Raw genomic sequence first — 6,066 nt, 5'->3', positions numbered from 1 at the left:
GGGGCGGTTGGAGGCTGCCGTTGGTCACGTTCGCGTACAGGTTCCCCGGGCACTCGGTGCCGGGGTCGAGGTCCTTGTGTCCGAGGAGCGCCGGTCCCGCCTCCTCGTACTGGCGCAGGTGAGCGATCAGTTCGCGGATGGAGGTCACCATGGCCTGCGTGGGGGTGTCGTTGGTCTCCGCCATGCCCATGACGGCGAAGTAGTTCTGGTTCGCTCCCGGGGTGTGGGTGTCGTTGGCCGCCGAGCGGACATTGGGTCCCCGGCCCTCGAAGATCCCGCCGTGGTGGCAGACGAGGTAGTTGTACGGGATGTCGTCGTACCCGTCGTCCATCCTCGCCTGCTGCACCTCACGGACCTGGCCGAAGCAGTCCGCGTGGTTCTCCATGTAGTAGCTGTCCCACGGCCAGGGGTAGGAATTGCCGTGGTGGTGGATGGCGACCCCGCCCAACCAGGGGCTCCACGGGTCGGTGATCGGCTTCGCCGGGGGCGCGGCGCCCCACGCCGACCGGGGGATGATGTCTACCACTGTCCACACTCCTTCCGCACTGCGATTCCGGTCCCGGGGTCAGAACGCGCCGATCACGCCGCCGTCGCTCCGGCTGACGGCGACCGTGGCCGAGCGGGGCCGACCTTCCGGGGCGTGGTCGGGCCAGTTGCTGACCGCCCGCGGGTTCCGCGGGGTGGGGGTACCCCAGGCCGCGGAGCGCTCGCCGGGGTGCTGCACGTTGACGAACAGGGTCCGCCGGTCAGGGGCGAGGGCGGTGCCGGTGATCTCCGCGCCGCGCGGGCCGGTGAGGAACCGGCGGATCGTCCCGGTGGCGGGGTCGGCCACCAGCAGCGCGTTGTTGCCCAGCCGGTCGTGCCCGCGCTCCTGGCGGTTCTGGACGTGCCCTGAGACGCCGGTGCGGATCCACAGCCGCCCTGCCGTGTCGAACGACAGGCCCTTGGGCGAGGCGAACATGCCGCCGGAGTCGAGCTGGACCGCGTCGTCGTAGGCGGGGTCGCCGGCGAGGACGAAAATCTCCCAGCGGAACCGCCCGGCCGCCGCGTCGCCCCCGTCCTCCCACCAGCGGACGATGTGCCCGTAGGGATTCGACCGGCGGGGACGCACCGCGCTCGAGCCCCCGGAGGTGGGGGACGCGCAGGGGGAGTGCCCGGTGCTGTTGGCGAGCGCGCAGTAGAGGCCGCCATCGCGCGGGTCGACCGCGATCTGCTGGGGGCGGTCAAGCGGGGTGGCACCGAGCGCGTCGGCCGCCTGCCGGGCGCGCAGCAGCACGTCGGCCTGATCGGTCCAACCCAGGCGCCCGGTCAGCGGGCCGCGGCCGTGGACCAGCGGCAGCCATTCGCCCGTGCCGTCGTCGTGGAAGCGGGCGACGTACAGGGTGCCCTCGTCCAGCGGGCCGCGGTCCCCGGCGCGGCCGGCCCGCCAGGGCCGCGCCGCGACGAACTTGTACACGTGGCCGCCGTCCTGGTCGTCCCCGCTGTAGACGACGACCCGGCCGCCGGACCGCGTCACGGTCGCGCCGGAGTGGTTGAACCGGCCGAGGGCGGTGTGCTTGACCGGGGCCGAGCGTGGATCCAGCGGGTCGATCTCGACGACCCAGCCGAAGCGGTTGGGCTCGTCGCCGTTGACCGCGAGGTCGAAGCGCGGTTCGGCCCGGTGCCAGCGGTGGCCGTGGCCGGAAGCGCTCAGCCCGTAGCGGAGCTGAGTCTCGGTCGGATTCCAGGCGGTGTCGTCGGTGCCGAAGACGGCGTGGAAGTTCTCCTCGGCGACCAGGCACGTGCCCCAGGGCGTGGTCCCGGTGGCGCTGCTGCCCAGGAGGCCCAGGGGCGCGCCGCCCGTGCCTAAGCGAAGATGGTCGGCGGTGACCGGCCCGGCGAAGGTCACGGGCGTGGCGCCGGTCACCCGCGTGTTGCGCGGCGAGTCGACGACCTGCCAGGTGTCCCCGCGGCGCCGGACCTCCACGACGCTGACGCCGACCGCGGCCAGTGCCTTGTCCACCGCCGACCTGGTGAGGTCGGCGCCACCGTCGAGATGCAGCAGCGTGCCGTCGGCGTACTCGTGACCGATGACGAGCATGCCGTGTCCGCTGCCGCGCGGGCCGCGCTCCAGCGGGTGGAAGGCGAGTCCGCTGTGGTGTGTGCCGATCTGCCGGGCCTGCTCGGCGGCGGTGTTGCCGCCGTCCTGGCGCCAGGTCGGACCGGTCGTCTGCAGCGGCTGCCCCCAGGGGGCGAGCACATGGGCGACGTAGCCGGCGGGCACGCGGACGGCGTCGGTGTCATCGGCGGGAACGGGGGTGAAACCGGGCGCCGCGGCGGCCGCTGCCGACCCGGAGCCGATGAGGAGCCCTGTGGCCGCCGCGGTGCCGCCGATCAGGGCGCTGCGGCGGGACAGCGCTCTGGCGGGGTTCTCTGTCATGTCGGTACTCCGTCCCAGGGCAGGGCTGAGAACCGCAGTGTGGAGCGTGCGATCCGGGACCGGTCCCGAGCCGGCCGAGTAACGACCCCGCCGCCTCTAAGCCCGGAACGAGACGAGCCAGGGTCTGGTCAGCGTCTCGGTGTAGGTGTGGTGGGTGGGATTGGCGGCGGCGTGCCGCAGCTGCCAGTCCTGCACCCGGCCGAACTCGACGCATCGCGGCGAGCGTTGGCCGCAGGCGTCGCACCGCATCCGGTGGGTCAACGGCGGCGCGTCGGCGTCGCGGTTCGGCTCACTGACGAGCAGCGAACGGCCGAGGACCGGGTAAGCGCCGAGCGTGTGGCGGCGGTTGCGGTCGCTGAGCGCGTTGGCCTGCCGCAGCAGCGAATTGAGCAACGGCCGCCGGTCGGGCGCCATCACGCGCACCCCCGCAGCACGGACGCCAACTTGCGGACCATGGCGAGGTTGCAGCAACCGAGGTCCACGAGCGGCCGGTTCGCGTCGGACGTACAGGAGGCCAGGTCGACGCGGAGCGATGGCAGGACGACACCGAGGTTCTCCAACGCCAGCCGCAACTCCTCGGCGGCCGATTCCGCGTCCCTGAGTCGTTCGACGGTCGTGCTCATGGCTGCTTCCCCTTCGGGTTCGCTTTCACGGAAAGTGGCACCAGCGTGACACTCCGGAAGTACCGTGGGGAGCCCTACGGCGTTGCTCAGGACCGTAGGCAATCGAAGGGGTTATCGATGGACGTACAGCGGGGCGATGTCGCAACGCTTACTCCCAAGGCCCTCTTGGGCTATGAAACGCGTCGATTGCGCGAGAGTGCGAACCTGTCGCTGGCACAGGTCGCTCGGAAGGCATGCTGCGACAAGACGTATCTCAGTCGGGTGGAGCGGGCGGAGAAGTTTCCCAGCGAGGCCTTCATGGCCACGATCGACACCGCCCTCAATGCGAACGGTCTACTGAACCGTCTGTGGCTGGTGGCCCGGAACAGCACCTTCGCGGACTACGTGCAGCGGTACCTCGAACTGGAAGTGAAGGCTTCGGCCATGTACAAGTACATGTCCCAGACCATGCCTGGGATTCTTCAGATCGGGGACTACACCCGCGCGATCACCCGGGCGGGCTTGCCCCGAGCTGACGAGGAACGCGTCGAGGAGTTCGTCGTTGCGCGGCTGAGCAGGCAACGGCTCATCGAGCAGAAGGCCGCCCCCCTCCTGTGGACGGTGCTGGACGAAGCGGTGCTGCGGCGGCCTATTGGCGGTCGTCGGGTGATGGCCGCTCAGCTGGAGCACGCGATCGAGGCAGCTCAACGGCCGAATGTGGTGTTCCAGGTGCTGCCCTTCGAGGCGGGGGAGCATGGTTCGCTCGGCGGCTCCCTGACGTTGCTCACCGTCTCGGACAACCCCTCCGTGGCGTATCGCGAGAACAGCCACACGGGCGAGCTCGATGAGTCAAGGGCGGCAGTGGACGAGTGCTCGCTTCGTTACGATCTCATCCGCGCTCAGGCCCTCTCTCCGAAGGCCTCGCTGGCGTTCATGGAAAAGGTGTGGGAGGAGTACCGGTAGATGTCCACGACACATGTCATGCCTCAGTGGCGACGGTCGAGTTACAGCAACCAGAACGGCGGCGACTGCGTCGAGGTGGCCGATGTCATCTCCGGCGTGCTTCCGGTGCGGGACAGCAAGGATCCGGCCGACGCGGTCGTCACGTTCGGTCCTGCCGCCTGGAACGCGTTCCTGCGAGACATGAGGGAATCGCGAGCTCGCTGATCGTGGCATCCGCCCAGTGGCGTAAGTCCAGCTACAGCAATGACAACGGTGACTGCGTTGAGGTCGCTGCCGGCGATGCCGGCATACTCCCCGTCCGGGACAGCAAGATGCCTGCCGGTGAGGTGATCGCCTTCTCCGTGCCCGCGTGGAGCGCGTTCCTCTCTCGGCTCAGAGAATCGTGAGCTGGGTCGGCTCCGGCGGAGCCGGAACCGGGGCCGGTTCGCGGATGGCGCGGTGCGCGCCCGGCCTGGCGGCCGGGCCGATGCCGTACTCCGCCGCCAGTTCGTGCACCTGGCCGGTGATGCGGCGCTGGTACCACTTGGGCGCGTACGCGCCCGCCGCGTACATCACCTCGTAGTTCCGCACAAGACGGGGGTGATGCGTGGCGAGCCACCGCATGAACCACTCCCGCGCGCCCGGCCGCAGGTGCAGCGCGAGCGGCGTCACCGAGTTCGCGCCGGCGGCCGCGATCGCGCGGACGGTCTCGCGTAGCTGCGCCGGTGAGTCCGTCAGATAGGGGATCACCGGCGCCATCAGCACTCCGCAGGGGATGCCGACGGCAGTCAGTTGGCGCACGACGTCAAGACGCCGTTCCGGCGCCGGCGTGCCCGGTTCGATCGTGCGCCACATCGCGGGGTCCACGAAGCCGACGGAGACCGAGATGCCGACGTCCGTCACGGCCGCCGCCTGCCGCAGCAGTTCCAGGTCGCGCAGGATCAGCGTGCCCTTGGTGAGGATCGAGAACGGGTTGGCGTAGTCGCGGAGCGCGCCGATGATGCCGGGCATCAACCGGTAACGCCCCTCCGCCCGCTGGTAACAGTCGACGTTCGTGCCCATCGCGATGTGGTCGCCGCGCCAACGCCGTGACGCCAGCTCGCGCCGCAGCAGCTCCGGCGCGTTCACCTTCACCACGATCTGGGTGTCGAAGCCGATGCCCGTGTCAAGGTCCAGGTAGCTGTGCGTCTTGCGGGCGAAGCAGTACACGCACGCGTGGCTGCATCCCCGATACGGGTTGATCGTCCATTCGAACGGCATCCGGGATGCGCCGGGCACCCGGTTGACGATGGAGCGGGCCCGCACCTCGTGGAACGTGATGCCACGGAACTCGGGGGTGTCGAACGTCCTGGTCACGACGTCCGTGCCGAACAGTGCCGGGGTCGCCGACGCCGTGGGGCCCTCACTCAGGTTGTTCCAGCGCATGGGGCTCTCCTCGTGCTCGCCTCCCGCTTGTCCCACTATTAGGACACACGTTCGAATAGGTGCTGTCAAGCCAGATTTGGGCCCCGGGTGCCGGGGGTGATTGGCTTTCCGCCCAAGTCCCTACGGCGGCAGGAGCATTGGCATGGCGTTGCTCGAAACGGTTACGCAGCGTGACATCGCTGCGGAGCCGAACGATGTGTTCGACGCGATCGCGGACTACCAGGACGTGCACCCCCGGCTGCTCACCGAGCACTTCTCGGAGTACGAGGTGCGGGAGGGCGGGGACGGCGAGGGCACCGTTCTCCACGTCCGTTTTCAGGCCACCTCGCGGCGGGTTCGTCAGCTCCTGCTCGAGATCACCGAGCCCGAGGACAACACGCTGATCGAGAAGGACCGCAACTCCACCCTGGTCACCACCTGGAAGGTCACGCCGGGTGACGGGGGCGCGGGGGCGCGCGTGACGGTGCGGACCACCTGGCAGGGCGCGGGCGGCGTCGGCGGCTTCTTCGAACGCCTCTTCGCGCCCCGGGCGCTGGCCGGAATCTACGACCGGATTCTCGCCAACCTCGCCACCGAGATGGAGAAGGCGGAGTAGCCGTCCTCCCGCTTCCGCCGCGACCGTTTCCCCGGCTTTCGCCTTCCGTTCGCACAACCCCAGGGTCCGGGCGGGAGTCGAAC

At 69.8% G+C, this 6,066-nt stretch carries 9 protein-coding genes; 4 read left to right on the top strand and 5 right to left on the bottom strand.

Annotated elements, in window-relative coordinates:
* The 4 genes from E1265_RS32370 to E1265_RS32355 all read right to left on the bottom strand — a co-directional run.
* The coding region (locus E1265_RS32370; protein WP_207931295.1) for an N-acetylmuramoyl-L-alanine amidase at nt 1–526 on the bottom strand (526 nt) is incomplete at its 3' end.
* A 39-nt stretch (nt 527–565) separates the two neighbouring features.
* Nucleotides 566–2,419 (bottom strand): PhoX family phosphatase, encoded by a 1,854-nt coding sequence (locus tag E1265_RS32365; protein WP_132934528.1) that lies wholly within the window; start codon nt 2,417–2,419, stop codon nt 566–568.
* A gap of 96 nt (nt 2,420–2,515) precedes the next feature.
* Nucleotides 2,516–2,833 carry a hypothetical protein gene (locus E1265_RS32360; protein ID WP_243741266.1) on the bottom strand — a complete coding sequence of 106 codons (318 nt, stop codon included), beginning with the start codon at nt 2,831–2,833 and terminating at the stop codon, nt 2,516–2,518.
* Nucleotides 2,833–3,042, bottom strand: a complete 210-nt coding sequence (locus tag E1265_RS32355) for a hypothetical protein (RefSeq protein WP_132934527.1) — start codon at nt 3,040–3,042, stop codon at nt 2,833–2,835. The genes E1265_RS32360 and E1265_RS32355 overlap by 1 nt, the downstream gene beginning before the upstream one ends.
* Before the next feature lie 117 nt (nt 3,043–3,159).
* Here E1265_RS32355 and E1265_RS32350 point away from each other — a divergent pair, with 117 nt between their 5' ends.
* From E1265_RS32350 to E1265_RS32340, 3 genes are read left to right on the top strand one after another with little or no spacing between them, the layout of a single operon-like run.
* Nucleotides 3,160–3,984: a helix-turn-helix transcriptional regulator gene (locus E1265_RS32350; RefSeq protein WP_132934526.1), complete on the top strand. Its 825-nt coding sequence runs from the start codon at nt 3,160–3,162 to the stop codon at nt 3,982–3,984.
* Complete coding sequence (locus E1265_RS32345) at nt 3,985–4,188, top strand: DUF397 domain-containing protein (RefSeq protein WP_132934525.1); 204 nt, start codon at nt 3,985–3,987, stop codon at nt 4,186–4,188.
* A 2-nt stretch (nt 4,189–4,190) separates the two neighbouring features.
* Complete coding sequence (locus tag E1265_RS32340; protein ID WP_165953955.1) at nt 4,191–4,370, top strand: DUF397 domain-containing protein; 180 nt, start codon at nt 4,191–4,193, stop codon at nt 4,368–4,370.
* On the opposite strand, the gene E1265_RS32335 is transcribed toward E1265_RS32340, so the two are convergent.
* Nucleotides 4,357–5,388 (bottom strand): Rv2578c family radical SAM protein, encoded by a 1,032-nt coding sequence (locus E1265_RS32335; RefSeq protein WP_132934524.1) that lies wholly within the window; start codon nt 5,386–5,388, stop codon nt 4,357–4,359. The genes E1265_RS32340 and E1265_RS32335 overlap by 14 nt on opposite strands.
* A 142-nt stretch (nt 5,389–5,530) precedes the next feature.
* Between E1265_RS32335 and E1265_RS32330 the strand changes: the two genes are divergently transcribed.
* Nucleotides 5,531–5,983 carry an SRPBCC family protein gene (locus E1265_RS32330; RefSeq protein WP_132934523.1) on the top strand — a complete coding sequence of 151 codons (453 nt, stop codon included), beginning with the start codon at nt 5,531–5,533 and terminating at the stop codon, nt 5,981–5,983.
* The last annotated feature ends 83 nt before the right edge of the window (nt 5,984–6,066 follow it).

This window comes from Streptomyces sp. 8K308, assembly GCF_004348315.1.
In the GTDB taxonomy this organism is placed as follows: Bacteria; Actinomycetota; Actinomycetes; order Streptomycetales; family Streptomycetaceae; genus Streptomyces.
Note: the sequence above shows the minus strand (reverse complement) of the source record. Positions and strands in the feature narration are given on the sequence as shown.

What these genes read in the sequence shown, in the direction of transcription:
- E1265_RS32355 (WP_132934527.1), bottom strand. Translation starts at nt 3,042, where the DNA reads ATGAGCACGACCGTCGAACGACTCAGGGACGCGGAATCGGCCGCCGAG.
- E1265_RS32360 (WP_243741266.1), bottom strand. Translation starts at nt 2,833, where the DNA reads ATGGCGCCCGACCGGCGGCCGTTGCTCAATTCGCTGCTGCGGCAGGCC.
- E1265_RS32365 (WP_132934528.1), bottom strand. Translation starts at nt 2,419, where the DNA reads ATGACAGAGAACCCCGCCAGAGCGCTGTCCCGCCGCAGCGCCCTGATC.
- E1265_RS32345 (WP_132934525.1), top strand. Translation starts at nt 3,985, where the DNA reads ATGTCCACGACACATGTCATGCCTCAGTGGCGACGGTCGAGTTACAGC.
- E1265_RS32330 (WP_132934523.1), top strand. Translation starts at nt 5,531, where the DNA reads ATGGCGTTGCTCGAAACGGTTACGCAGCGTGACATCGCTGCGGAGCCG.
- E1265_RS32335 (WP_132934524.1), bottom strand. Translation starts at nt 5,388, where the DNA reads ATGCGCTGGAACAACCTGAGTGAGGGCCCCACGGCGTCGGCGACCCCG.
- E1265_RS32350 (WP_132934526.1), top strand. Translation starts at nt 3,160, where the DNA reads ATGGACGTACAGCGGGGCGATGTCGCAACGCTTACTCCCAAGGCCCTC.